Annotated in this window: 22 protein-coding genes, 1 tRNA gene and 2 pseudogenes; 11 read left to right on the top strand and 14 right to left on the bottom strand. The window is 63.2% G+C overall.

Features of this window, described 5'->3' with window-relative positions; translation table 11 throughout:
• The 3 genes from DJ81_RS10130 to DJ81_RS10120 all read right to left on the bottom strand — a co-directional run.
• Positions 1 to 1,157 (bottom strand): LEA type 2 family protein (locus DJ81_RS10130; RefSeq protein WP_094589535.1); only part of this gene is annotated, 1,157 nt, incomplete at its 3' end.
• 52 nt (positions 1,158 to 1,209) lie between these two features.
• Entirely contained in the window at positions 1,210 to 1,407 is a 198-nt protein-coding gene (locus DJ81_RS10125; protein ID WP_094522355.1) for a DUF5800 family protein, read from the bottom strand.
• Between the two features lie 106 nt (positions 1,408 to 1,513).
• Positions 1,514 to 1,696, bottom strand: coding sequence for a DUF5786 family protein (locus DJ81_RS10120; protein ID WP_094522356.1), 183 nt, complete (start codon positions 1,694 to 1,696; stop codon positions 1,514 to 1,516).
• A 209-nt stretch (positions 1,697 to 1,905) separates the two neighbouring features.
• Here DJ81_RS10120 and DJ81_RS10115 point away from each other — a divergent pair, with 209 nt between their 5' ends.
• Positions 1,906 to 3,138, top strand: a complete 1,233-nt coding sequence (locus DJ81_RS10115) for a polymer-forming cytoskeletal protein (protein WP_094589533.1) — start codon at positions 1,906 to 1,908, stop codon at positions 3,136 to 3,138.
• Positions 3,139 to 3,166: 28 nt separating this feature from the next.
• Here DJ81_RS10115 and DJ81_RS10110 read toward each other — a convergent pair whose 3' ends face one another.
• A complete protein-coding gene (locus DJ81_RS10110; protein WP_094589531.1) occupies positions 3,167 to 3,931 on the bottom strand; it encodes a ribonuclease H-like domain-containing protein in 765 nt (254 codons plus the stop codon).
• 111 nt (positions 3,932 to 4,042) lie between these two features.
• Between DJ81_RS10110 and DJ81_RS10105 the strand changes: the two genes are divergently transcribed.
• Positions 4,043 to 4,807 (top strand): SOS response-associated peptidase, encoded by a 765-nt coding sequence (locus DJ81_RS10105; RefSeq protein WP_094526762.1) that lies wholly within the window; start codon positions 4,043 to 4,045, stop codon positions 4,805 to 4,807.
• Positions 4,808 to 4,842: 35 nt separating this feature from the next.
• Positions 4,843 to 5,124: a hypothetical protein gene (locus tag DJ81_RS10100; protein WP_094526761.1), complete on the top strand. Its 282-nt coding sequence runs from the start codon at positions 4,843 to 4,845 to the stop codon at positions 5,122 to 5,124.
• 61 nt (positions 5,125 to 5,185) lie between these two features.
• On the opposite strand, the gene DJ81_RS10095 is transcribed toward DJ81_RS10100, so the two are convergent.
• The 4 genes from DJ81_RS10095 to DJ81_RS10080 all read right to left on the bottom strand — a co-directional run bounded on the left by DJ81_RS10095 (position 5,186) and on the right by DJ81_RS10080 (position 9,517).
• The gene (locus DJ81_RS10095) at positions 5,186 to 6,628 is read right to left on the bottom strand and encodes a small ribosomal subunit Rsm22 family protein (RefSeq protein ID WP_094589529.1); all 1,443 of its coding nucleotides are present in this window, start codon (positions 6,626 to 6,628) and stop codon (positions 5,186 to 5,188) included.
• A gap of 46 nt (positions 6,629 to 6,674) precedes the next feature.
• A complete protein-coding gene (locus tag DJ81_RS10090) occupies positions 6,675 to 7,448 on the bottom strand; it encodes a prephenate dehydrogenase (protein ID WP_094589527.1) in 774 nt (257 codons plus the stop codon).
• Between the two features lie 52 nt (positions 7,449 to 7,500).
• Positions 7,501 to 8,751 carry an MFS transporter gene (locus tag DJ81_RS10085; RefSeq protein ID WP_094522363.1) on the bottom strand — a complete coding sequence of 417 codons (1,251 nt, stop codon included), beginning with the start codon at positions 8,749 to 8,751 and terminating at the stop codon, positions 7,501 to 7,503.
• 85 nt (positions 8,752 to 8,836) lie between these two features.
• Positions 8,837 to 9,517 carry a thioredoxin domain-containing protein gene (locus DJ81_RS10080; RefSeq protein WP_094522364.1) on the bottom strand — a complete coding sequence of 227 codons (681 nt, stop codon included), beginning with the start codon at positions 9,515 to 9,517 and terminating at the stop codon, positions 8,837 to 8,839.
• A 115-nt stretch (positions 9,518 to 9,632) separates the two neighbouring features.
• On the opposite strand from DJ81_RS10080, the pseudogene DJ81_RS10075 reads away from it, so the two are divergent.
• Positions 9,633 to 9,926 (top strand): annotated as a pseudogene (locus DJ81_RS10075) (DUF5779 family protein); the annotation flags it as partial.
• A 79-nt stretch (positions 9,927 to 10,005) separates the two neighbouring features.
• On the top strand, positions 10,006 to 10,980 hold the full coding sequence (locus DJ81_RS10070) for a sugar phosphate nucleotidyltransferase (RefSeq protein ID WP_094522366.1): 975 nt from the start codon (positions 10,006 to 10,008) through the stop codon (positions 10,978 to 10,980).
• Between the two features lie 54 nt (positions 10,981 to 11,034).
• On the opposite strand, the gene DJ81_RS10065 is transcribed toward DJ81_RS10070, so the two are convergent.
• Together DJ81_RS10065 and DJ81_RS10060 are read right to left on the bottom strand one after the other, a co-directional pair.
• Complete coding sequence (locus tag DJ81_RS10065) at positions 11,035 to 11,262, bottom strand: hypothetical protein (RefSeq protein ID WP_094522367.1); 228 nt, start codon at positions 11,260 to 11,262, stop codon at positions 11,035 to 11,037.
• A gap of 93 nt (positions 11,263 to 11,355) precedes the next feature.
• The gene (locus DJ81_RS10060) at positions 11,356 to 12,825 is read right to left on the bottom strand and encodes a DHH family phosphoesterase (RefSeq protein ID WP_094522368.1); all 1,470 of its coding nucleotides are present in this window, start codon (positions 12,823 to 12,825) and stop codon (positions 11,356 to 11,358) included.
• Between the two features lie 193 nt (positions 12,826 to 13,018).
• Between DJ81_RS10060 and DJ81_RS10055 the strand changes: the two genes are divergently transcribed.
• The 4 genes from DJ81_RS10055 (at position 13,019) to DJ81_RS10045 (ending at position 17,593) form a co-directional block, all read left to right on the top strand.
• A tRNA-Lys gene (locus DJ81_RS10055) sits at positions 13,019 to 13,092 on the top strand.
• Between the two features lie 537 nt (positions 13,093 to 13,629).
• A complete protein-coding gene (locus DJ81_RS10050) occupies positions 13,630 to 15,474 on the top strand; it encodes a hypothetical protein (protein ID WP_094589525.1) in 1,845 nt (614 codons plus the stop codon).
• A gap of 386 nt (positions 15,475 to 15,860) precedes the next feature.
• A complete protein-coding gene (locus DJ81_RS18790) occupies positions 15,861 to 16,334 on the top strand; it encodes an LAGLIDADG family homing endonuclease (protein ID WP_141212565.1) in 474 nt (157 codons plus the stop codon).
• A gap of 623 nt (positions 16,335 to 16,957) precedes the next feature.
• Positions 16,958 to 17,593, top strand: a complete 636-nt coding sequence (locus DJ81_RS10045; RefSeq protein WP_094589523.1) for an IS6 family transposase — start codon at positions 16,958 to 16,960, stop codon at positions 17,591 to 17,593.
• A gap of 404 nt (positions 17,594 to 17,997) precedes the next feature.
• On the opposite strand, the gene DJ81_RS10040 is transcribed toward DJ81_RS10045, so the two are convergent.
• Positions 17,998 to 18,201: a hypothetical protein gene (locus tag DJ81_RS10040; RefSeq protein ID WP_094589521.1), complete on the bottom strand. Its 204-nt coding sequence runs from the start codon at positions 18,199 to 18,201 to the stop codon at positions 17,998 to 18,000.
• Positions 18,202 to 18,370: 169 nt separating this feature from the next.
• Here DJ81_RS10040 and DJ81_RS10035 point away from each other — a divergent pair, with 169 nt between their 5' ends.
• Complete coding sequence (locus tag DJ81_RS10035; protein WP_094589519.1) at positions 18,371 to 18,922, top strand: SWIM zinc finger family protein; 552 nt, start codon at positions 18,371 to 18,373, stop codon at positions 18,920 to 18,922.
• Positions 18,923 to 19,031: 109 nt separating this feature from the next.
• On the opposite strand, the gene DJ81_RS18785 is transcribed toward DJ81_RS10035, so the two are convergent.
• From DJ81_RS18785 to DJ81_RS10025, 3 genes are all read right to left on the bottom strand, one after another.
• Complete coding sequence (locus DJ81_RS18785; protein ID WP_141212564.1) at positions 19,032 to 19,505, bottom strand: hypothetical protein; 474 nt, start codon at positions 19,503 to 19,505, stop codon at positions 19,032 to 19,034.
• 131 nt (positions 19,506 to 19,636) lie between these two features.
• Positions 19,637 to 20,659 carry a site-specific integrase gene (locus DJ81_RS10030; protein WP_094589517.1) on the bottom strand — a complete coding sequence of 341 codons (1,023 nt, stop codon included), beginning with the start codon at positions 20,657 to 20,659 and terminating at the stop codon, positions 19,637 to 19,639.
• Between the two features lie 195 nt (positions 20,660 to 20,854).
• A complete protein-coding gene (locus DJ81_RS10025; protein ID WP_094522369.1) occupies positions 20,855 to 21,271 on the bottom strand; it encodes a thiol-disulfide oxidoreductase DCC family protein in 417 nt (138 codons plus the stop codon).
• A gap of 164 nt (positions 21,272 to 21,435) precedes the next feature.
• Here DJ81_RS10025 and DJ81_RS10020 point away from each other — a divergent pair.
• A pseudogene (locus DJ81_RS10020) lies at positions 21,436 to 21,916 on the top strand (HTTM domain-containing protein); the annotation flags it as partial.

Raw genomic sequence — 21,916 nt, 5'->3', positions numbered from 1 at the left:
TCGGTGGTGTCGTCGTCGGTTGCGTTCCCGTCGTCGGTGGTGTTGCCGCCGGTGGAATCCCCGTCTCCCGAGGTGTCGTCGGTGGCGCTTCCGTCGTCGGTATCGTTTCCGCCGTCGGTGTCGTCCGTGCCGGACCCGTCGCCCTGGGTCCCGCTCCCGTCGGTGTCGCCCGAGCCCCGAACGTCCTCGCCCTCGTCGAAGATGTCGGTCTCGATAGTCTCCTCGTAGGTCAGCTCGTCGAGCGGAACGGTGACCTCCTCTCCGCCCGGGAACTCGATGACGGCGTAGAACTCGATCCGGAGACCGCTCACCTGGTGGCCGCGGACCTCCTCGTCGAGGTGCGTGACCCACCACTCGTCGAGCCGGCGGTTCTGGAGCGCGGTCGTGAACTCGATCGTCTCGGAGCTCCGCGAGGGGATCACGTACCCCTCCTCGGTCCGTCCCGTGGCCATCTCGACCCCGTTCATCGTGACGTCGTAGCCGATCTCAGTGACGACGTACGGTTCGAGGTTCGGGTTGTACACCGTGAACGCCATGTCGATGGGCGTCTCGGCCTCGCTGACGCTCCCCCACTCGCCCCGCGTCTCGTTGACGTAGAGGACGGGATCGTCCGTCAGCGCGCTGTCGGCGTTCACCGGTCTGGTCTCGTTCGAGTCGAAGGCGCCGAGCAGGTCGGTCGTTATCTCGCGGTCGCGACTGAACTCCACGGTCCGCCCGAGCAGGTCCGAGGTGACGCTGGCGTCGATACCGACCTCGGTCCGCTCGCCGTTGCGGACGTGACTGACCCACCACGGCGGGATCGCGTCGTTCCGCAGTTCCGTTTCGAGGGGGACGGTGGAGTTGCCGGCGTCGACGGAGACGCCCTCGCGACCGCCCTGCGCCATCTCGATGTCGTTCATCGACACCGTGTAGTTCACCGAGACGCCGTCGAGCCCGACGCCGATCGGGTTCGGATTCGAGACGACCAGGTCCATCTCGACCTCGGTGGTCTCGTTCGTCACGTCGCCGAAGGTGTTGTCGACTGTCGCGACGCTCGGGACGCCGAGCATCCCGACGGCGAACGCGCCGCCGACGGCACCCACGAGGACCAACAGCCCGACGAGAGCGGTCCGTAGTTTCGAACTCGTGAGCGCGGAGAGAACGGTGCCGATACTCATACCGCGGCGGAACCGACCGTCGCGTAAAATCGTACCGCTTCGCGGAGCCGCCTTACAAGACGTCGCCGATCCGGACGGGCTCGCCGTCCAAGTCGGGCTCCTCGGCCACGATCTGTAACACCTCGTGGTCGGTGACGTCGCGGAACCCCTTGCCGGTCGCCTCCTCGATCAGGTCCTTCTCCAGCTCGAACTCGGTCCCCTCGTAGACGACGTCGACGCCGTCGTCGGTGAAGGTCAGGTCTGTGCTCATGGGCCGTCGTAGGCGTCGACCGGATAAAAGGAGCGTGACACGGCCTCGGTCCGGCGCTCGCGGGTCCCCGGTCGCCGGTCTCGATTCGGCGAGGGGGCGGTGGCGATTACTCCTCGTCGCCGTCGTCTTTCATCTCCGAGAGCCGCCCGACCAAGTCGTCGGTGGACGCGCCGCCTTCGATGGACACCTCGCCGTCGTGGTCGTGCTCGTGGACGTTCACCGCGGCGTCGTCGTCGGTGTCAACGTCCTGGTTCTTCTGCTCGCTCTCGTCGTACGATCCGAATCCCATACCTGACCCATCCGCGCCGGACTCAAAAGGGTAGTGACCTGCCGACGATCCGAGGGGGAGTCGCACGCGCGGCGCTGGGGGTCGACCGCTCGGGCGGGACCGACCGCTCGCGCCCGCCGCGAGGTCAATCGCTCTCGCGACCGCGCCGGCGTCCGACGCGCGTCGGACGTCCCCACACGGTTTATACGCGCGGAGGGAGTTCTCCCGGTGTGTCGCTGCGAGGGGACGGTCCGATAGAGGAGCTCGCGGTCCCGTCCGGGACGACCGTCGAGGAGCACGACCTCGTCGTCGACGGCGACGTGCTCGTCGGCGGCCAGTCGACGGTGGAGTTCGGCCTGCGCGGGCGCAACGTCGCCATCGGCGAGCGCGTGCGCGTCGGGAACGACATCGAGGCCGAGGGCGACTGCCGGCTCGACACGTGGTGTACCGTCGACGGCAACGTGCTCGTCGGCGAGGACGCGTACCTCGGCGAGCGGGTCACCGTCACCGGCCGGCTGATGGTCTCCGGGGACCTCGACATCGGCGACGACGTGTCGATCGAGGAGGGGTTCGAGGCGAACGGCTGGATCGTCATCCGGAACCCCGTCCCAACGATCGTCTTCTACTTCATCGTCCTCTCCCAGCTCCTGCGGGTCGGCGAGACCGACGCGGCCGACGAGCTCGCGGAGGCGCTCGCCGACGGCGACGACGTGCGCGACCCCCTGTTGGTGCCGCGCGGCGCCGAGATCTCCGACGACGCGTGGCGCGTCTCGACGCCCGCGACGGTCGGGGACGACTGCCGGCTCCACGGCAACCTCCGGGCCGAATCGGTACACGTCGGCGAGCGCAACGAGGTGTTCGGCTCCCTCCGCGCCCGCGAGGGCGTGACCGTCGGCGCCGACACGGTCATCCACGGCGACGTCACGACTCGCGGCGGGACGGTCACCATCGAGGCCGGCGCGCGGGTGCTCGGCGACGTCTCGGCGGGCGACCTCGTCGTCCACGACGGCGCCGAGATCGACGGCTCCCTCCGGGCGCGCGGCGAAATGAAGCTGGTGCAGGAGGCGGGAGAGGAGTCGGACGAGGGCGGCGAAGCGGCCGACGACGGCGAGGACGCCGCCGAGAGCGACGAGGAAAGCGCCGGGGAGGAAGAGAGCGCCGGAGGCGAGGAAAGTGCTGAAGACGGAGAAAGCACCGTCGACGAGGAGAGCGCCGGAGACGACGACGCGGCCGAGTCCGACGAAGCGTCGGACCCCGACGGGGAGTCGGTGCCAGACGAGGAGTCGGATCGCGAAGACCCGCCGATCGTCAGCGCGGAGGCGGCCGCGGGGGAGGAACCGGAGAGCGACGGCGAGTCGGTCTCCGAGGAGACCGACGCGACTCCTGACGGGAACGGTGAGGAGGACGGTACGGGCTCAGAGACGGCCGAGGCGCCGGTCGACCCCGACGCGGAGCCGACGTAGCCGCCGTCGAGCCGTCGGGCCTCGCTCGTTAGCGCTCCGCGGCGGCGCCGACGAACACGTCCTCGTGGAGCCGCTCGCTGACGACGTCGGCGAGCGTTCGGAGGTTCTCGGTGTCCTCGCGGTTGTACGAGACGAGGGTGTCGAGCGCGTCCGCGTCCCCGCGCTCGTACTCGCGCCAGAGCCGGACCGCGTCCCGGCCCGACAGGTCCGGGCGGTCGCGGTCGATCCCGATCTCCTTCTCGATGGGTTTCAGCCCGCCGGAGAGCCCGATCCGCTTGCAGGGGTACATGAGATCGAGATGCGGCGTGTCGACGTCGATCCCGAAGGAGGCCTCCAAGAAGGGCACGTCGAACCGCGCGCCGTTGAACGTCGCGACCAGGCTGGCGTCGGCGAACTGCTCGCGCAGGCGGTCGGCGGTGAGGTCGTCGCCTGCGACGAGCGTCGTCGTCTCCCCGTCGCGGTGGAAGCTCACGGTCGTCACGCGGTCGCGGTGCTCGTCGAGCCCCGTCGTCTCGATGTCGAAGAAGCAGGTCTCCTCGCGGAAGTTCTCGTAGAGCCGCCAGCGCTCCCCGCTCGGGAACGTCCGGTCGAAGTAGGCCGCGTCGCCGTCGTCGAGGCGCGTCAGCGCCTCGGCGATGAACGACTCGATCCGGTCGGCGGTGGTCGAGCCGACGCCCGCGACGTCGACCGCGGGGTCGAACGCCTCCCAGGTGGTGACGCCCTCGCGCCAGAGCCTGCGCTCCGTCGTCTCGCCGACTCCCTCGACCGGGATGAAGCTGTTCTCGATGCGCATACCCGACCGCGGCGGCGCGCGGGCAAAAACCCGACGGGAGGCGGCGCGGGTGGGGACCGACGCCGAGGCCGACCGTTACTTAAGTATCGGCGGCGCCAACATCCGCTATCAATGTGCGGCCGCTACACGCTTTTCACCGCCGCCGCCGACTTGGAGGCCCGGTTCGGCGCCGACTTCGGCGGCGTCGAACCCAGCTACAACTGCGCGCCGGGCCAGGAGCTCCCGGTGATCGCGGACGAGGACCCGACCGCCGCGACGCGGATGGAGTGGGGACTCACCCCCTCGTGGGCGGACGAGTCGTTCGGCCTCATCAACGCCCGCGCCGAGACGGTCCGCGAGAAGCGGAGCTTCGCCGACGCCTTCGAGCGACGGCGGTGTCTCGTCCCCGCGGACGGCTTCTACGAGTGGGTCGACGGCGGCGGACCGAACGGAGCCAGTGAGCGGAGCGGATCCGGCGGACGGGGCGGCTCCGGAAAGACGCCCTACCGGGTCGCGTTCGAGGACGACCGGCCGTTCGCGATGGCGGGACTCTACGAGCGGTGGGAGCCGCCCGAGCCCGAGACGACGCAGACTGGGCTCGGGGCGTTCGGCGGCGGGTCGGCGGAGAGCGACGACGGCGAGACCGACGGCCCCGTGGAGACGTTCACGATCGTTACGACCGAGCCGAACGACCTCGTCACCGGCCTCCACCACCGGATGGCGGTACTCCTGGCACCGGACGAAGAGGAGACGTGGCTCCGCGGGGACCCCGACGAGGCCGCCGCGCTGCTGGACCCGTACCCGGCCGACGAGCTGACGGCGTACCCGGTGTCGAGCCGGGTGAACTCGCCCGGAGTCGACGCGCCGGAGCTGATCGAGCCGGTCGGCGGGAAGTAATCCTTTTTTACCTATTTTCCAAATGAAAGGACAGCATGCCCTCCACCCTGCAGATCGGTGTCGCCGGCGGTCCGGAACTGCTCGTTGCCGCCCTCCTCCTCGGGATACTGGTCGTTCCGGCGCTGCTCGTGTCCCTGCTCGTCTATCTGGACGCGACGGACCGGAACAGCCGCCACGCGATCGCGTGGACGCTCGCCGCGCTGTTCGGCGGCGTCGTCGTCTGGGTCCTCTACTTCGCCGTCCGCGACGAGGTCGGTCCGAGCGGGTCGGCCGTGAACGGCGGTCCGAACGGATCGACCGCGAACGGTCGTCCGTGATCCCGGGGGAGGGCGATCGGCGTTCGGTCGCCGTCGCGTCGCGACGGAGGCCGACCGGTCCTCAGGGCGCGACCAGGTCGACGACCGTCTCGTCGTCGACGACCACGTTGTACGCGTCCTCGTCGTCGTTCCAGAGCACGAGGCCGTTCTCGACGAAGACGACCGCGCCGTAGTCGGCCCGCCGGAGGTCCTCGTTGAGCACGGTCTCGCGCGTGCAGACGAGGTAGTGATCCACGGTCTGCGAGCCGTCGCCGACGCGGTAAAGGGCGTTGTCGCCCGCGCTGAGGTCGTGGCTGAGCTTCACCGCGAGAAGGTTCACGCGGTCGGTGACGTGCTCCTCGGAGTCCGCCATCCGCGCGCAGCGGCCGTCGTTCGCCCGGACGTCGACCCGGCGTTTCCCGTCCGGTCGGAGGATCGCGTACGCGAACTGCACGTCGACGTTTACGAACTCGCCCGGCTCGTCGGTCGCGCCGCGGTCGGCGCCCTCGTCGAGCCGCCGCTGGAACGGGGGCGCGTCGAGGTCGTCGGCGACGTCGAACGACCAGCCGCCGTCGGAGGGGGTGGCGTCCGACCAGAGCCGGAGCGTGGGCGAGTACGTCTCGACGCCGGTCGTCGGCGTGACGACCGCGCGTTCGATCTCTCGGAGCCCCATCGCCGTGTTGCGGTCGGCGGGCGCGAAGGCGGCGACGCTCCCGTCGTCGGCGAGTCGGTCGAGCGCGGCGTCGACCACCGCCACCGGGTCCGCGAGCTCCGAGAGCACGTTCCCGAAGACGACCAGATCGAAGGGGTCGTCGGACGTGAACTCCGCGTCTCTCCCGCCGGTTCCGAGGAACGACTCCGCCGTCGTCTCGTGGATCGTCGCGCGGAAGTTGCGGCCGGTCTCGTCGAGCAGCCGGTCGAGGACGTCGGCCGCGGCGCTCGGCTCGACCGCGTGGTAGTCGACGACGGCGTCGTCTGGGAGGTAGTCGTGGAGGCCGAGCGCGGGCCCGCCCACGCCGGCGCCCACGTCGAGGACGCGGAGCGTCCGGTCGAGCAGCCCGTTCTCCGCGAGGTCGTCGAGGACGTACCCGATCGTCGCGTAGTAGGCGGGGAGGTGGTATATCGCGTAGCCGAGCGCCGCCATCCGACCGTACTCGACGTCGTTCTCGTAGAGGTAGTCGGTCTTCAGCCGCCGGACCGCCTCGCGGAGCTCCGCGCCCGACTCGCCGCGGTGCCAGTTCGCGCCGAACTCGGCGACGAGGAGGTCTTCGAGGGCGAACGCGTAATTTTCGGGGAACGCCGTCGGCGACCACTCGGAGTCGGGGATCGGCCCCTCGGGGACCGGCTCGAAGCTCCCGTCGTCCCGCTCGCGGAGCCGGAGGTCGAACGCCTCCTCGCGGAGCGTCTCGCGGACGACCGCCGGGTGCGGCGTCCCCTCGACGTACTCCGCGATCTCCTCGGGGTCGATCGGCCTGACGTTGCGCAGGTAGTTGGCGTTGTTCCGGACCGCGTCTCTGTCTATCATGGAATCACTGTTGTCGTCGGTCTGCTCACTCGTGGTCGTCGGTCGGTCACTCGTGTCGCTCCCGTCCCTCGCGGTCGCCGCGCGCCGCCTCGTACAGGTCGGCGAACTCGTCCGAGTCGGCGTCGGCGATCTCGCGGGCCGCGGCGGCCACGTCGTCGGCGCCGTCGAAGGCGCGCTGGATCTCGGCGTACACGCCGGGCGCGCCCTCGGTGACGGTGTCGGCGACCTCGTCGAGCGCGGCCGAGACGGGCGTGTGGAACTCCTCGCGCACGTCGTCGCCCGCGAGCCGCCACGCGAGGACGGCCGCGTGCGCGCCGGCCTGCACCGTCTCCATCGCCCGGTCGTGTTCCGCGGCGGTCGTCTCGAACACCTCGTTGCCGCCGGCCTCGATCGCGGCCGCGATCCCCTCGACGACCGGGCCGCCCTCGTCGACCACGCAGGCGACGTTGCCCGGGACGCGCGGCGGCGCGAACAGGGGGTGGAAGCTCGCGCGTTCGAGCCCCGGCGCGTGCTCGCGCATCGCCGCGACCGCGTCGGTCATCTCGCCGGAGACGTCGAGGATCGCCTGATCCGCGCGGGGCGCGTACGCCTCGACCGCGGCCGGGACCGCCGACATCGGCACCGCGAGACACACCGCGTCGTGGGTCGTGTCGCCGTCGACCGGGACCGTCGTCGCGTCCCGCGAGGCGGCGGCGTCGCGGGCGACATCCGGGTCGCGGTCGGCGAACGCGAGCGTCGCCTCTACCGGCGACTCGTCGGCCGACACCGTGTCGGCGATCCACCGGCCGATCTCGCCCGCGCCCGCGACGAGTATGTCCATCGGTTGCCCGAACGGAGGGCGCGCGAGGCTTAAAAAGGCTCGACTCGGCGACCTACTCCGAGGTCGAACGCTCGGCGTCGCCGCGGAGCCCGAGCAGGCCCTCGCCCGGCGCGAGCGCCCGCACGGCCGGGAACAGCGCCAGCGCGATGGCGAGCTCCAGTCCGCCGACCGCGAGGAACGCCGGCGTGTAGCCGAACGCCTCCGTGGCGCTCCCACCGACGAGGAAGCCCGCGAGGAACCCGAGCGAGCCGAACACGTTGAACAGCCCCATCGCCGCGCCGCGGGCCTCGGGCTCGACGAGGTCGGTGACGAGCGCCATCGTCGCCGGCGCCATCAGCGCGCCGCAGACGCCGACGAGGACCATCAGCCCGGCCGCGAGCGGGTAGACCGGCGCGACGCCGACGCCGACGGTGGCGACCCCGTAGGCGACGGAGCCGACCACGACTGGCAGGAACCGCCCCACCCTGTCGGAGAGCGATCCGAACGGGGACTGGAGCAGCGCGAACGGGACGAAAAAGAGCGCGAGCGTCGCCCCCGCACCGGCCGCCGAGAGGCCGAACGTCCCCGGGTCCTGGAAGTAGTAGACGCCGACCAGCGCGAAGAAGCCGGCCGTGAGCCGGTCGACGAACCCGAACGCCAGCGGAACCAGGAGCCCGCGCGTCGTCCGGGCCCGCGAGAGCACGTGACGGAAGCCGGCGTCCTCACGGCTGTCCTCGACCGACCGCCCGGGCGTCGCCGTCGAGTCGTCGACAGTCGACGCGAGCAGCCCCGCGACCGCCAGCACGGCCGCCCCGGCGTACACCGGGTAGAAGGGGTCGAGGTCGGCGAGCGCGCCGCCGACGACGGAGCCGACCGCCGCGCCCAGTCCGATCGCCGTGCCGGCGGCGCCCATGTTCCGCCCGTTGCCGCCGCGCAGATCCATCAGCGACGTGATCGCGAGCGAGAACGCGCCGATCGTGAGCGCACCGCCGACGACGCGGACGACGAGGGCGGCTCGGAATCCGAGTCCGAGCCCCGGAACCGCCGCCAGCGCGAGGTAGGAGGTCGCCCCGCCGAGCGCGCCGGCGACGATCAGCGGGACCCGCTTCCCGAGCGCGTCGCTGGCGGCCCCCCAGACGACCGCGAAGGAGACGAAGGCGCCGAACTCCGCGACGAGGAACCACATCCCGGCGTCGATGCCGGCCGGCGCGCCGAGGGCGACCACGAGGTCCGGCACGCCGGGGTAGAGGAGTACCTGCGATATCAGCACCGCGAGCACGACGGCGCCGAGCAGCCGTCGCTCCCCGCGGTCGTCGTCGCTCATTGCCTTATAAAACGAGTCGAACGGGCAAAAGACCGACGCTACGGGGTCATCGGCGCGAGATACGGGAGGGGCGTCGTCGTCGCGACTACAGCGCCTCGTCGATCGCCGCCCCGACGGTCGCGGCCTCGTAGGTGTCGACCGGCTCGCCGTTCACGAATATCGTCGGCGTCCCCTCGACGCCCATCGACGTTCCCTCCGACCTGTCGTCCGCCGACGCCTCCCCGTACGCCGCGAACCGCGCGTCCGACATCGCCGCACAGGGGTCAGCGCCCGCGGCCTCGGCGGCGGCGCCGATCGCCTCGCCGCTGTAGCTCCCCTGCGACTCGTAGGCCGCCGAGGCGAACTCGAAGAACGCCTCGGAGCCGTTCCGGGCGCCGACGCCGCGGGCCGCGCTGGCGACGGGGACCGCCCACGTCTCGTTGACGGGGATCGGGAAGTCCCAGTGTTCGTACCGGATCTCGCCGGACTCGACGTACTCCTCGCGGATCGCCGGGAAGTGATCGAGCGTGTAGCTCGCACAGTGACCGCAGGTGAAGTCCTCGAACGCCCGAACGACCACGTCTGACTCGGGGTCGCCGAGGGTCGGCCGGTGGTCGAGGTTCGGGTCCGACGGCTCCGCCAGGTCGCAGTCGTACTCGCCGGTGTCGAGGTCGACGCCGCTGAGGTCGAGGGTAGTGCCGCCGCCTCCGCCGCCGAGACATCCCGCCGCGCCGACGACGCCGACCGACGCCGCGCCCGCGAGCAGGGACCGCCGCGTGCGTTCCATGTTGCCCGCTGGGGCCGGAGCGCACTTAACGACTCCGCGACCGGGCGGTGGCGCCCGGCGTGCGACGCACTCGGCGGGTCCGAACGTTTTTGCCGCCGCCTCGCGACCCTGAGGTATGAGCGACTGGGACCTCGACTTACGCGACGCCGAAGAGCAGATGGACGAGGCGTTCGCGGCCGCCGGCGACGTCGTCCTCGGCGTCCTCGACGGCACCACCGATCCCGAGGAGTGGGTCCGCAGCGTCGACTACGGGAACACGCTGGTGTTGTCGATCGACGGCGACCTCAACGAGCTCGCCGCCGGCTTCGCCCGCGAGGTGAAGGACATGGGCGGCGAGCTGATGCACTTCCGCGGGTTCCTCGTGGTCACGCCGCCGGGCGTGAGCATCGACACCGAACGCCTGAGCGACTAAGACGAAGCCGCCGCCTGCGTTTTCGGTGGTTGACACGAGCAAAAGAAGTATGTCACCGGGGTGAGACGGGGGTGATATGAAAGCCGTCGTACTCGCGGGGGGTTACGCCACCCGACTCTGGCCGATCACCGAGCACCGACCGAAGATGTTCCTCCCGGTCGGGGAAAACACCGTCATCGACGAGATATTCGAGGACTTCGAGGCGGACGACCGCGTCGACGAGGTGTTCGTCTCCACGAACGAGCGGTTCGCGGACACGTTCGACGAGTACCTCAGCGACAGCCCGTTCGAGAAGCCGACGCTCTCGGTCGAGGAGACCGTCGAGGAGGACGAGAAGTTCGGCGTCGTGGGGGCGCTCGAACAGCTCGTCGACCGCGAGGGAGTCGACGACGACCTCGTCGTCGTCGCCGGCGACAACATGATCAGCTTCGATCTCGCCGAGTTCGCCGACTTCTTCGAGTCGAAGGGGGCGCCGACGCTGGCCGCCTACGACGTCGAGGACCGCGAACGCGCCAAGTCGTACGGGCTCGTCGAACTCGACGGCGACGAGGTCGTGAACTTCCAGGAGAAGCCCGACGACCCGAAGAGCACGCTCGTCTCCATCGCGTGTTACGCGTTCCCGGCGGAGACGCTCCCCGACCTCTCGACGTACCTCTCGGACGGGAACAACCCCGACGAACCGGGCTGGTTCCTCCAGTGGCTCCAGGGGCGCGGCCCGGTTCACGCGTTCACCTTCGACGGCGCGTGGTTCGACATCGGCACCGCCGACAGCTACCTCGACGCGGTCGAGTACGCGCTCGAGGGCGGCACGCTCGTCGCCGACGACGCGACCGTCGAGGGGTCCGACCTCGGCGACGTGGTCCACGTCATGTCGGGCGCGACCGTCACCGACTCGACGCTCGACCGCTCGGTCGTCTTCCCGAACGGGACGATCACCGACTCCGATATCCGTAACTCCGTCATCGACGAGGGCGTCACGCTGGAGGGCGTCGACCTCTCCGGCGCGCTGATCGGCTCGTACACCTCGATCACCGACGGCGACGACTTCTGACCGACGGCGACGACTTCTGACCGACGGCGACCGAACGGCTCGTCGGGTGCGACGTTACCTGCCTTCCGACCGCTCGCCCGCCGAGCCGCCGGCCTGTCGGTGGGTGTGGTGATAACAGTCGAGCGCGGGGCCGTCGCCGTCGCTCGCGGGATCGAAGCACACACGCTGATACCGCTCGTTGTCGAGCAGGTTGACGACGAACCCGTCGGCGTGGCGAGACACCGACTCGTAGGGATCGCCGCAGGCGGGGCAGGCGTCCGGCGTGTCCTCGGGAACGTGCATGGTGATCGCGCAGCCGCGTAGCTCCGGGTACGGGTCAGACGAGTAAAACGGATCCGGCGGTGGTGGCCGAACCGGTAGCTGGTTTACTCCCGCTTACGACCCGTTCCCGCCGTCGCTCCCGCTCCCGCCTTCGACGCCGAGCGCGTCGAACAGCTTCCGGCGGACCGCCTCCTCGGTGAGGTGGAGGAGGGTGTCGCGGTTCTCGCCGCTCGCCTCGATACCGGTGAAGATGCCGAGCGGGATCTCCAGCGACCCCTGCGTGGAGTGACCGGCGGCGTCGCCCATCTCCGAGAACGCCTCGTCGAGGACGTTCCCGATGTTCAGGCGGATGTCCTTCGAGCGCGCGGCGAGGTAAATCGTGTCGTCGGCGATCCCGAGGACGGCGGTCGTCGTGATCCCCTCCAAGTTCAGCAGGTGTTGGGCGGCCTGCGCGAGCGCCTCCCGGTCCCGGATGAAGCCGGCCGTCGAGAAGAGGTGGCTCCCCTGCACCTCGCGGTTCTGGATCGCCTCCGCGAGCACGTCCAGCGTCTCGGGGCTCATCGACGGCGACTCCACCTGTTCGAGCGTGTCGTGGTTCGCGAACGGGTGGAGGTACGCGGCCGCGGTCAGGTCCGCGGGCGTCGTGTCCCGCTTGAAGTCGAGCGTCTCGGCGCGGATCCCGTACAGGAGCGCGGTCGCGACCGCCTCGGTCGGCGACTGGTCGAACTCCTGGAGGTACTTCGTGAGGATTGTCGACGTCGAGGAGACGTTGGTCCGCACGTCGACGAACCGGGCGTCGAACGGGACGTCCGCTTTCAAGTGATCGATGTACACGTCGATCCCGACGTCGAAGTCGAAGCCGTCGTCGGCCGACTTCGCGAGGTCGACCGCGGCGACCGTCTCGTACTCCGAGAGGTCGGGCGCGTCCGACCGCGCCACGAGGTCGATCCCGAGGAGGTTGACGAACGCCCGGTTCTCCTGGTGGCCCACGTCCCCCGAGTAGAGGATGTCGGCCTCGACGCCGAACGCGTCCGCGATCGCCTGGAGCGCTGTCGCCGACGCGATCGAGTCCGGCTCCGGGTTGTCGTGGGTCAGGATCGCCATCCGGCCGCCGCCCTCCTCGATGATCTCCGCGAGCTGGCGCGCCATGTACTCCAGCTCGCCGGTTTCGAGCGACTGGAGGGCGCTGTCGGCGATCACCGTCGAGGGGTTGATCACCACGTCGGCGCCGCGGTCGCGGAGCTCGTCCTCGCTGACGGGGTCGGAGGCGCGGACGACGACGTAGTGGTCGCCGCCGACGTCGCGCACCGCCGAGACGGCCGCCTTGTTCGCCTCGACGTCGCTGGCGAGGATCAGCACGATGTCACGGTCGTCGAGCTCCGCGACCACGTCGGGCTCGGCGATGTCCTGCACGCGGGCGTTGAGGTCCTGGTCGCGGAGCGCCTCGACGCGGCTCTCGTCGCGGTCGAGGATGAGCACGTCCTTGCCGCGGTCCGTCAGCTCCTCCGCGACGGCGTGTCCGACGCTTCCACAGCCGAGGATCGCGTATCGGGTCCGCGCGGATCCGGATGCCCCACTACTCATTGCACGTGATTTCCCCGGGACCACACTTAACGAGTGCGCTCTCCGCGTGGGACGGGGAGCGGCGCCGGCTTCGGGCGACTCCGACGACGACGCTGGCAGGGGGACCCACCGACGAGAAATGACCGTGACACCGCGTGAATCGACGCCGCCGAATGAAAAGGTCTTTTACGTCGACACGGGTAGAATTCGGTGAGGGCCGGTAGCTCAGTTAGGGAGAGCGACGGACTCTTAATCCGTCGGTCGCGTGTTCAAATCGCGCCCGGCCCGCTTTCTCAAGGACGGATGCCGAGTCAGGCTGTTAGCGGCTGAACTGCCTTTACCTACGCATTAGGGTCATTAGAAGGTTCGGGAATCCCCCGATAATCGGCGTCAGTTCGTTTCGTATGTGATGCGACCCGATGCTATACCCGAGTTACGTCTTAGCCGAGTTCAGTCAGTCATCCATCTCGGATTCGACTGCATTGAGCGCGCACATGAGCTGACGAATATTCTGGTGTCGATCTCCACGAGGACTACGAGGTGAGGAGTTCGGGATGGAGTAGCGATCCGTTTCTCCAAGCACATCTTGCCCGCAACTCCGGGGGTTCAAGCGCCCAAGAGTATCCTCTATCTCTTTGATCATTTGACGGCTCCATCGACGCAGTCTTCGATTTTCCGGTGCCTATTTACCCTTGGACGTTGTCTTTAAAGTGAAGACAGATTCTCGCGGGACTCTCCACTTGCCCAGTTATGGGTGTTTCTCTCGGTGTGTTGATGCATTGAGGGTGAGAGTATGTCCCGCGTTTCGTACTTCATTTCAATCGTATGTCTACAGAAACATCTACACCAACTGAACTGGCGGAAGAACTGACCAAAGAACGTGTTCGATCTCGCCGTGACGACGTGATTCAGCAGGGATTCTCCATCTCAGAGATTGCGCTCATTGAGGCCCTTCCTGCCTCGGGCAAGAGTTTTGGAGTTCTCCGGTGGGGGGCTAAAACGGATAATCAAATAACGGTCTTGGCCCCCCATCACGATCTCTTGGACGAGTATGAGGACTGGTGCGCTGAACTGAATCTCTCGGCAAAACGCCTTCCGTCGTTCCACCGAGACTGCGAGAGTGTATCACTTGACGACGACGGAGACCCTGCGGATGAACGCACAAAGGAACTTCTTGGCTTGTACCGGCAGGGAATCAGGGGAGAGAGGATTCACCAGCAGGCCAGCAAGTTGATCAGTAGTGATCTGCCTTGCCAACATGATCGAGAGTGTTCCTACGTCCAAAAGCTCAACATCGACACAGACGCTTACGATGTTCTCCTTGGCCACTATCTCCATGCCTACCAGACCGACTGGACTGACGAACGGTACGTCGCGATCGACGAGTTCCCGGGTGACGCGTTCGTACAAGAGTTCACAGGACACGTCCCACCGGCTGTAACGGCATATCTTCAACAGGAAGACCGCCTACCGTTTCAGGACTACGCTGAATTGCTTGAACGGCAATCAGAGTTTCAGGACGAAGTCGAAGCGTGGACAGAGGACGTTTGGTCTGAGTATGACGCTACCCACGTTCTCCGAAATTCAAACTCGTCAGCACATGCTCTCGCCCCGTTGATGACGCGGGCGAACCTTGAGAAGGAACGTCTGGATAACCGATGGCAATTTGCTGACCTCGGGCGTGGAAAAGTAGCTGCTCGGAATACCGATCACCAATGGTCGTTCCTCTTGCCTCCGGACTTCGAAGGAGCGGAGAGTGTTGTTGTCCTTGATGGAACGCCGGTCATCGAACTGTGGGAACTCGTAATGGGAGCAGATATTGAGCGGATTCCTCTTCTCGATGATGACCAAAGGCGGCTATATCTTGAGAATGTCCTCGGACTTGACCTCATCCAGACCACAGACAACTGGAACGCCTATCAGGGTGGAGAGGGAGTGTCCCCAACCGTCGATATTCCCATTGTCGAAAAGATCGCAGAAGTTGAGGGCAGAAACCCCGGGATTATCACCTCCAAGAGTGCCCTCAAACAGTACGAAAATCACGGTCTGAACTCATTGGTCACGCAGACAAAGAACTATGGCGGTCTGAAGGGTATCAACACCCTCGGGACGACAAGGGTCGGCGTTATTCTCGGAAATCCCCATCCGGGCGACGACGTAATCGAGAAGTGGGGCGCATTGGCTGATATTTCCGTAGAGCGACGGGATGACACTGAAGGCAAGAATACCGACTATGGCTCCTTCGGAAATCGTGTGATGGAAGCAGAGATCCAAAACAGGGTTCTCCAAGCAGCTATGCGATTCGGACGTACCGAGGAACACGGAAAAAAAGGGGCAACCGTGTACGTCCACACGTCAGCACTACCGGAATGGGTAGAGGCGAAGAAAAGGTTCGCTACCGTTGACTCGTGGATTACCCGAAAGAACGGAATGAGACAGGTGATCGAGGCAATCCGAAACTTCGACGACTGGAAGGCCTTGGAGTGGAAGGTCGGAAAGGTAGCTGAGTGTGTGACCATCTCCAAGAAGTCTACCCGAGAACACCTCAAGACACTTGCCGAACAGGGGTATCTCGATAAACGAACTGCGGGTCGTGGTGGTGCGTTTCATTTCTCGAATGTTCGTCTGGAGAAAGCACAGAAGTACGGACACGTAGAATTGTCTGAGTAGTTTCGGAAGGTAGGGTATAATGTAGTATAGGAGGACTTCCGAAAAACGGTACTTTGAGGGCGGGATTGGTCTCCGCAGGAGACTCCCGAACATGGAACGTGATAATCCGTTGGTTTACTCGTTCGATATTTTAGCGTATTGAGCAGGAAGAACTTCTCCGCCTCAATGTACGGTTCCTTGGAAGGAACAGCAAGCCACTCAGGTAGCAGTTTTGTTCCGCGATGAATCTCGATTGTACGCTATAGAACCACGTGACAAAAGCAAGTGACTGCCGTGAGCGCCTATGATTCCAATTTGGCACTACTCTATGCCTGCTGGATCTTGTTCTAAGAAGGTAAGAGCAGATGGTGTGCCAACATTAACACGGTAGAACGAGATGGTATCGCATGGAAGAACATTGGATGTGGTATCTTTCCGGAGTAGTTGATACTGTAGGAACATTCACTACAAAAATTCAAAAAAGCTCCCAGCGAAAAATCGGATATAAAATAATCCCAGTAGTTTATCTCACCCGTCCTAATAATATCGAGTCGATCTTTGGGATGGTTGATGAATATACTGATAAAATGGGAGTCCGGTATCGAATAGATGAAACCAAAACGACAAACCGATTAGTGATTGAAAACATAGAAAGTATTCGTAATTTTATTGAACCAATCATTGATGGATTTGTCCAACAGCGAGAACGAGCAGAGTTTTTCCTCGATGAAGTTCTTCCGGCGTTTGAAGATCGAACTCACGAAAAAGAAGAGTTCATGGAACTCATTCAACTTGCCGACGAGTTGCGTGACTATCCTATAGAACGTGGTAGCTCCAAGTACGACGCTGACTACTTCCGAGAGGAATGGGACGTACTGTGAGAGGAGTTTCTTTTCGGCCTCCTTGTGGCCATTCTCACGGAGTTGTCTGATGGAGTCGGAATAGTTTCGAGGGGAAGTGAAGCCAGTTCTTCGCCCCAATGTGTTTAAATACTGGAGAGTCTATCTGGACGCTTCTCCAGCAACCTACTTCACCAATAGAGGATGCAGTCCCTATGCATCAAAAACAGGCTGGTCACTCCGTCAAAACGTATCGGGATGATTCCTTGACCACGTTTAGATTCCTACCGTATTCACGGACTCCGACAGCACAATTTATTTATCACTTAATGTCATAGATATTAAAGAATGTCTGAAGATCCAGATCATCTCGATAAAGCTGCCGAATCAACACGAGAAGGAATCAGTGGGCTGTTATATGGTATATATCACTATATGTTAGGTTTCAGTCAATGAACAAAGAGTAAGAATGTATATATTCAAGCTACAATCCCCGGAATAATTTTTGTTATAGTAGCTCAAGCTGCTAATATTGTTGGAAGTACTATTTTCACGACCTTTTGGGGCCAAGCAGCTTATATAAGCGGCATAAGGCTTCGTTTGATTCCAATGGCGGTGTTCAGATAAGGATTGAAAGGTGAGGCGGTGCGTTTTCAAAGTGATTCATGCCCGAAAACGACCGCCTCAACGGCTGTTTAGACGAGATCGACTTAGAGTTTGTGGAGCGAGAAGCAACACCGCGGCTGTTGATGAAGCTCAGTATTCAGCTTCATTTGTCTGGATTATCGCTTTCGAATACTGTTTCGTTTCTTGAGGTATTCGGTGTTCATCGGGTTCGTTCCACCGTTCATAACTGGGTTCACAAGGCCGATCTACAGCCAGAATCTGGTCGGAGCCCGAATCACGTTGCGGTCGATGAGACTGTGATTCGACTTGACGATGAACACTATTGGCTGTACGCTGCTGTCGATCCCGAATCAAACGATCTGCTCCATACACAGCTTGAGACAACGACAAATAACGCTCTCGCAGATCGGTTTTTCGCTGACCTCCGTGACAAACACGACATAGATGACGCAACAGTTCTCGTCGATGGATCAGCTTCACTTCAGCGAGCCTGTCGCAAACACGACCTCGATTTCAAATATGAACGACATGGAAATCGGAACAGCGTCGAACGTGTCTTTCGTGAGATAAAACGCAGAACTACCAGTTTCTCAAACTGTTTTAGCAACGCCAAAGCAGAAACTGCCGACGAGTGGCTCAGATCGTTCGCTTTCGCATGGAACCAGCTTATCTGAACACTACGATTCCAATTCCCCTTAGCTTACTAATATATTCGCTCACCATTTTGTTCATGCTCTACGGATATTCTTTGGCCTCCGATATACGTGATCTCAATTCGGAAATTGACAAGTTAGAATCGGAAGTTGAGAAACTAAAAGAAAGATCTCCTGATACCGACGACTAAGTCCGTTGTAATTTGTCTGCCTATCTGGCGACCTCCGTACGACCCTCCATACTCTCTGTTTCCGAGAACTCTATGAGGGGGATATCGGCGCGTTCAGTAACCCAAATTCCTGACCTCAGACGAGAAATCTCTCGGAGGGACTTACCTATATACGTCAAGGGCCCATCCGGCCATTGTTCTATCCGGTGGTTCACCTCATTGAGACGCTTACCTCCCCCGCCTCAATGCGCTGGTTCACTCCGGATCGCACACGGCCTCTCGAAGTTCGTCGTAGAGATCGGGATGATGCTCTCGTAGTATCTCCACGTCGGTCGTCATCTCGTCTTCGATCTTCCGACGAACGCGGGAGATTGCCTGATACCGGAGGTCGTCATCTGACTCACTCTCTCCCTCAATGAGTTCCCGCTCTCGATCTGTCAACAGAGCGCGTCGTGCCATACATACTCCTACGTACGCGCGTTATTTATTGGTGTCCGTATTCGGGAACACTCCCATATATGAGAACTATTAATTGGGTGACTGAGAGACTACTGAGTAGAAGCGCGGGTTGCCATCGCAGAAATGGCCGTGTGCTGGAACACACGACCGCGCTTCGGGCTACCGAAGCATGACAGACAACAACTCTGCGGCTGATAAGAGCATCGTCAATGAACTGAGTTTCGGCGCAAAAACATCGAAGCGGGTCGGATGGGAAGCGTGGGAGTTCGGCGTAGAAGCGCCTCATCTCGTCCGTGTGACGAACGCCGCATACGGGTTCGAGAAAGAGGATCACAGCTATCTCGTCGGCGTCGAAGATCGGGACGGCCTCCTCGTTCCGGCGGAGTGCGAATGTCCGGCAGACAAGTACAACGAGGAGTACGACTGTAAGCACAAGGTCGCGCTTGCGACGGTCGCCGGCCCGGTGATTTTACAAGCCGCTGTTGACTGCCCAATCCCCACGGTGGACGGTGGGGAAACCACCCGGCAGACGTTGGAAGATCGACTCCGCGCTGACGGGGGAACTACAACAGAGAGAGACGACGCCGATCCTCTGCCTCTCGACGCGGATGAACGCGAGGAGTGCGACTGTGCGGAACTATCAGGCGACCTTCCCTGCTGGCCGTGCTACCGCGAAGGCTTCGAAGAGCCGAACCCCAACGCAAAGGTGAGCGACAAATAAATCGGTCAAATCCCGCGAAGGCTCTCAAATGAGAGCGAGTCGATCACATCTGGGGTCGATATAATTTTTAAACGATTCTGTTACCGGCTCCGGAGGTGTGAGGAAATTATCAGGCAGATCTTGCTTCGACTCTCAGCTCAACATCTGCCACGTCATCGTCGAAATTTGTTGGTGGCTCAACATTTCCCGCAGTAGTGTTATCCAGAACAAAGCGATAGTTTCCTTCTGGTAGAACCCCATTGCCTGAGTCCGATACACCGTACCCATCGACGTATGTTTTGAAACGGTTGTTTGCCTGATATTCGTCAAACTCTGTAGACTCCATCACGAAAAAATCTATATCTGGCCCACTGCGAACGGTCATTTCCCAAGAAATTTCTGTGGATTCATCAATATCCCAACTCCAGGTTTGATACCCGTCTTCGTTTAGGGTTATGCGGTCATCCAGTACCTCCGTCCACGGGTTGGGTTCTACTCCGCCATCACCTGATCCTCCGTTTCCACTTGATGAGCATCCAGCAAGCCCTGCTGAGACAATAGCTACTCCTCCCGATAAAATTTCACGACGGAAAATCTCTGACATATGACTATCCTAATCCTGATTAGTCAAAAATCTTTGGTAGTTACTTTGAGTTGTGTCCAAAACAGATCTACAGTGAGTGTAGGATCTTTTCCACTCCGAGAGAAGTGACTCCACGGCCAACACACGTCGTGTCAGATGTTATCGAAGTACCCTCGTCGGTTCTTCATCTCCTGTTTCTTCGTACGCTTGTCGTAGTGCTTCTTCAGCACGTCTGCACTCACATCCATCCGTTCGGATACTGCCTCAATCGGAACTTCGCTCCTTCGCGCGTGCGTGATTGCCCCTTTCCTCAACGAGTGCGATGCGTGAGAAGACGGACACTTTGAGGCCGCGTGATAGGAACTTGCGGCGTCGCAGTCGTCGGGGTTCCTGTCGTGGGGACAGTCAAGCCCATACTCACAGGGACGAGTAGCCCGGTAGCAGTTGCTCCGGATTGAAGTCTTAGAGATCCGCCCTTGGCGAGTCGTCAGTAGCGGCTCACGTCCAGATTCGTCCGTTTTACTGAACCGGTGGTGATCGATGTAATCTCGCACGATCTGATTGACCTTCGGCTTGAGAGAGACGACACGCTCGCCTTCCTTCCCGTTCTTTAGCGGGGTTCCTCGATCCGGACGGTGATGTACTTCGAGAGTACGCTCATCCTCGTCGTAGTCGTCGAGATCGATAGCCCGGAGCGCACCGTTTCTCATCCCCGTGTGCCACAATAGCTCGAAGATGACGTGTTCGCGTTGAGAGTAGTTGAAGTTCCGTTGATAGTTGATAATCGCCTGAGCAGTTTCCGCATCGACGTAGTCGTCGTTCACATCCTCCTTGTTCTTCATCGTCGGCGGATCGATGTAGTCGGATAGACCGGGACGGACAGCGTCAATGCTTTCGCAGAAGTCGATGAAGATCTTGAGCGTACTCAGTTGCGTCGCCATCGTGACCTTGTTACAGTCGCCCTTCTCTCGCCGCCACTTCTTGTACTGGTGGAAGTGCCGACCGCTCAGGTCGTTCATGTTGCTCACGTCTCCTTCGGTATCGCACCACTCAACGAAGGGAGAGAGTCGATACTTGTGCGCCTTGTAGGTCGCGTCAGCCAATTCGCCGCGACGGTTTTCGAGATACCACTCCTTTGCTTCCTGCGGATCGATCGGCTTGAGATCGGTTGTCATTGGTGGGCCTCGCGCTCAGCTCACCAACAGCGATCTCCCGGTATCCATCACCTGCCGAGCGCCCGTGTACGGCGGGTACACGGCGTGAGGCGTTTAAATCGCGCCCGGCCCGCTTTCTGAAGGACGGATACCGAGTCAGCGAGCGATGAGCCACTCAGGTAGCCGTCGCAGCGCGAGGGGCCCGAGCGAGCCCGCTCACTCCAAGAACCGCGACTGGACGTCTTCGGACGGCATCATACACCGGTCCTTCTTGCCGAACCACCGGTATCGGTGGTCGGCGACGAAGTCGTAGAGACGGTCGCGGACCGATCGGGGCAGGTACCGGAACGGCGAGAGGAGCCGGTAGAAACCGCCCAGTCCCGTCGCGATCCGGAGTATCGCCGCCGACTTGACGTAGCTCTCTCCGTCCTCGATCAGGACGACCGAGTCGAGCTCGTCCCTCGGCAGGTCGTGCTCGGCCAGCAGCGCCTGTCCGACGTCGGACTGCAGTGAGGCGAACCGGTACTTGCCCTCGTCATCGCGCGGGAGAATGAACTGCACGAACCCGCTACAGAGGTTGCAGACGCCGTCGAAGAGCACGATCGCGTCGGCCTCAGCGGTCTCTGCGTCCATCGGTATGGTCGTACGCGCCCGCCCCAGTTCACGCTTCCGGTCGCCGCGGCCCCGACTGTATCCCGTTCGCGGCCGACGCGGCGAGAGTCAAACGAACGTTTCAATATACAACAAGCTTATGCCGGCCGAACTGAGATTCCTGCTGAACTCTCCGCTACGAAATTATGGAACGAACGCCCTCCACCGACACCGCTCGGTCCCGACTCTCGAACGCCGTCGATCGGCTCTCCGCGGCGCTCGCCGCGCGGGTCGCGGTCGACCTGCGCGCGCTCGCCGCCTTTCGGATCGGGCTCGCGACGCTGTTGCTCGCCGACCTCGCGCGGCGCTCGCGTTCGCTGACGGCCTTCTACACCGACTACGGCGTGCTCCCGCGACGCGCGTACGTCGTGGACTACTCGACGACTCCCTTGCCGCACACGCTCTCGGGGGAACCGTGGGCCGCGGCGCTGCTGTTCGCCGTCGCCGGCGCGTTCGCCCTCGCCCTCCTCGTCGGGTATCGAACGCGGGCGGTGACGCTCGTCTCCTGGCTGCTGCTGCTCTCCGTGCAAGCCCGGAACCCGATGGTGTTGAACGCGGGGGACAGCCTGCTGCGCATGCTGCTCTTCTGGAGCGTGTTCCTCCCGCTCGGCGCGCGCTGGTCGGTCG

It is taken from the genome of Halorubrum sp. Hd13, from assembly GCF_002252755.1.
GTDB lineage: Archaea > Halobacteriota > Halobacteria > Halobacteriales > Haloferacaceae > Halorubrum.
The sequence above is the reverse complement of the archived record's forward strand: the minus strand, read 5'-3'. Positions and strand labels throughout refer to the sequence as shown.

Bases quoted from the DNA above. Each gene is read 5' to 3' on its own strand.
- DJ81_RS10060 (WP_094522368.1), bottom strand. From the start codon at position 12,825: ATGAGTAGTGGGGCATCCGGATCCGCGCGGACCCGATACGCGATCCTC.
- DJ81_RS10105 (WP_094526762.1), top strand. From the start codon at position 4,043: ATGTGCGGCCGCTACACGCTTTTCACCGCCGCCGCCGACTTGGAGGCC.
- DJ81_RS10065 (WP_094522367.1), bottom strand. From the start codon at position 11,262: ATGCACGTTCCCGAGGACACGCCGGACGCCTGCCCCGCCTGCGGCGAT.
- DJ81_RS10120 (WP_094522356.1), bottom strand. From the start codon at position 1,696: ATGGGATTCGGATCGTACGACGAGAGCGAGCAGAAGAACCAGGACGTT.
- DJ81_RS18785 (WP_141212564.1), bottom strand. From the start codon at position 19,505: ATGTCAGAGATTTTCCGTCGTGAAATTTTATCGGGAGGAGTAGCTATT.
- DJ81_RS10025 (WP_094522369.1), bottom strand. From the start codon at position 21,271: ATGGACGCAGAGACCGCTGAGGCCGACGCGATCGTGCTCTTCGACGGC.
- DJ81_RS10035 (WP_094589519.1), top strand. From the start codon at position 18,371: ATGACAGACAACAACTCTGCGGCTGATAAGAGCATCGTCAATGAACTG.
- DJ81_RS10100 (WP_094526761.1), top strand. From the start codon at position 4,843: ATGCCCTCCACCCTGCAGATCGGTGTCGCCGGCGGTCCGGAACTGCTC.
- DJ81_RS10090 (WP_094589527.1), bottom strand. From the start codon at position 7,448: ATGGACATACTCGTCGCGGGCGCGGGCGAGATCGGCCGGTGGATCGCC.
- DJ81_RS10030 (WP_094589517.1), bottom strand. From the start codon at position 20,659: ATGACAACCGATCTCAAGCCGATCGATCCGCAGGAAGCAAAGGAGTGG.
- DJ81_RS10125 (WP_094522355.1), bottom strand. From the start codon at position 1,407: ATGAGCACAGACCTGACCTTCACCGACGACGGCGTCGACGTCGTCTAC.
- DJ81_RS10050 (WP_094589525.1), top strand. From the start codon at position 13,630: ATGTCTACAGAAACATCTACACCAACTGAACTGGCGGAAGAACTGACC.
- DJ81_RS10040 (WP_094589521.1), bottom strand. From the start codon at position 18,201: ATGGCACGACGCGCTCTGTTGACAGATCGAGAGCGGGAACTCATTGAG.
- DJ81_RS10085 (WP_094522363.1), bottom strand. From the start codon at position 8,751: ATGAGCGACGACGACCGCGGGGAGCGACGGCTGCTCGGCGCCGTCGTG.
- DJ81_RS10070 (WP_094522366.1), top strand. From the start codon at position 10,006: ATGAAAGCCGTCGTACTCGCGGGGGGTTACGCCACCCGACTCTGGCCG.
- DJ81_RS10110 (WP_094589531.1), bottom strand. From the start codon at position 3,931: ATGCGCATCGAGAACAGCTTCATCCCGGTCGAGGGAGTCGGCGAGACG.
- DJ81_RS18790 (WP_141212565.1), top strand. From the start codon at position 15,861: ATGGAAGAACATTGGATGTGGTATCTTTCCGGAGTAGTTGATACTGTA.
- DJ81_RS10080 (WP_094522364.1), bottom strand. From the start codon at position 9,517: ATGGAACGCACGCGGCGGTCCCTGCTCGCGGGCGCGGCGTCGGTCGGC.
- DJ81_RS10095 (WP_094589529.1), bottom strand. From the start codon at position 6,628: ATGATAGACAGAGACGCGGTCCGGAACAACGCCAACTACCTGCGCAAC.
- DJ81_RS10045 (WP_094589523.1), top strand. From the start codon at position 16,958: ATGCCCGAAAACGACCGCCTCAACGGCTGTTTAGACGAGATCGACTTA.